This is a genomic window from Hymenobacter lapidiphilus (assembly GCF_013377885.1).
Lineage (GTDB): Bacteria > Bacteroidota > Bacteroidia > Cytophagales > Hymenobacteraceae > Hymenobacter > Hymenobacter lapidiphilus.
Genome location: NZ_JABKAU010000112.1, coordinates 1 through 554 on the forward strand (window position 1 = coordinate 1; position 554 = coordinate 554).

Here is a 554-nt window from a genome sequence, read left to right on the forward strand (position 1 = left end):
CCCGCGTTACAACTACTTCGCGCAGAACAGGTACAATTAGCACGTCACCTTCCTGGCGACTGCCGGGCAACGGTGCATCATCGGCTACGTATTGATTGATGGGCACATGCTCGATTTGCACCTCATCGTGTTGCAGAGTTACCTGCACCGGCTGCTCTATCTGCTGCACCGTTTTACGAATTTGCAGACGGCCGCTCTCCACCACCTCCCGTTCTACCAACACCTGCTCCTCAATCACGGGCAGTACCATGGGTTGGCGCGGGGCATTATCAAGCCGCTTGGTTAGGGCATCCTGGCCCGGCTCGTTGGCAGCAGAAGAAACGGTAGGATCGAAACTCATATGGGTAGAAAATAGCAGCTTTTACCCTGTTATATACGCCATGAGCCCGCTTCCGTTACATATTATGCGCTCTGGCGAACAATCAGCCCGCCTCGGAATAGCACTATTTATTGTCGACCTTATCATGTTTTAAAACCTTATAAATACACTAGATCGGACTAAAGCGCCTTTTGCGCGCTGTGGGCAGCGAAGGCTGTTGCGACAGTAGTATATA

General features: G+C 51.8%; 1 protein-coding gene. It reads right to left on the bottom strand.

Annotated elements, in window-relative coordinates:
- Positions 1–340 (bottom strand): DUF2382 domain-containing protein (locus HW554_RS20335; RefSeq protein WP_176910355.1); only part of this gene is annotated, 340 nt, incomplete at its 3' end.
- Positions 341–554: the final 214 nt, after the last annotated feature.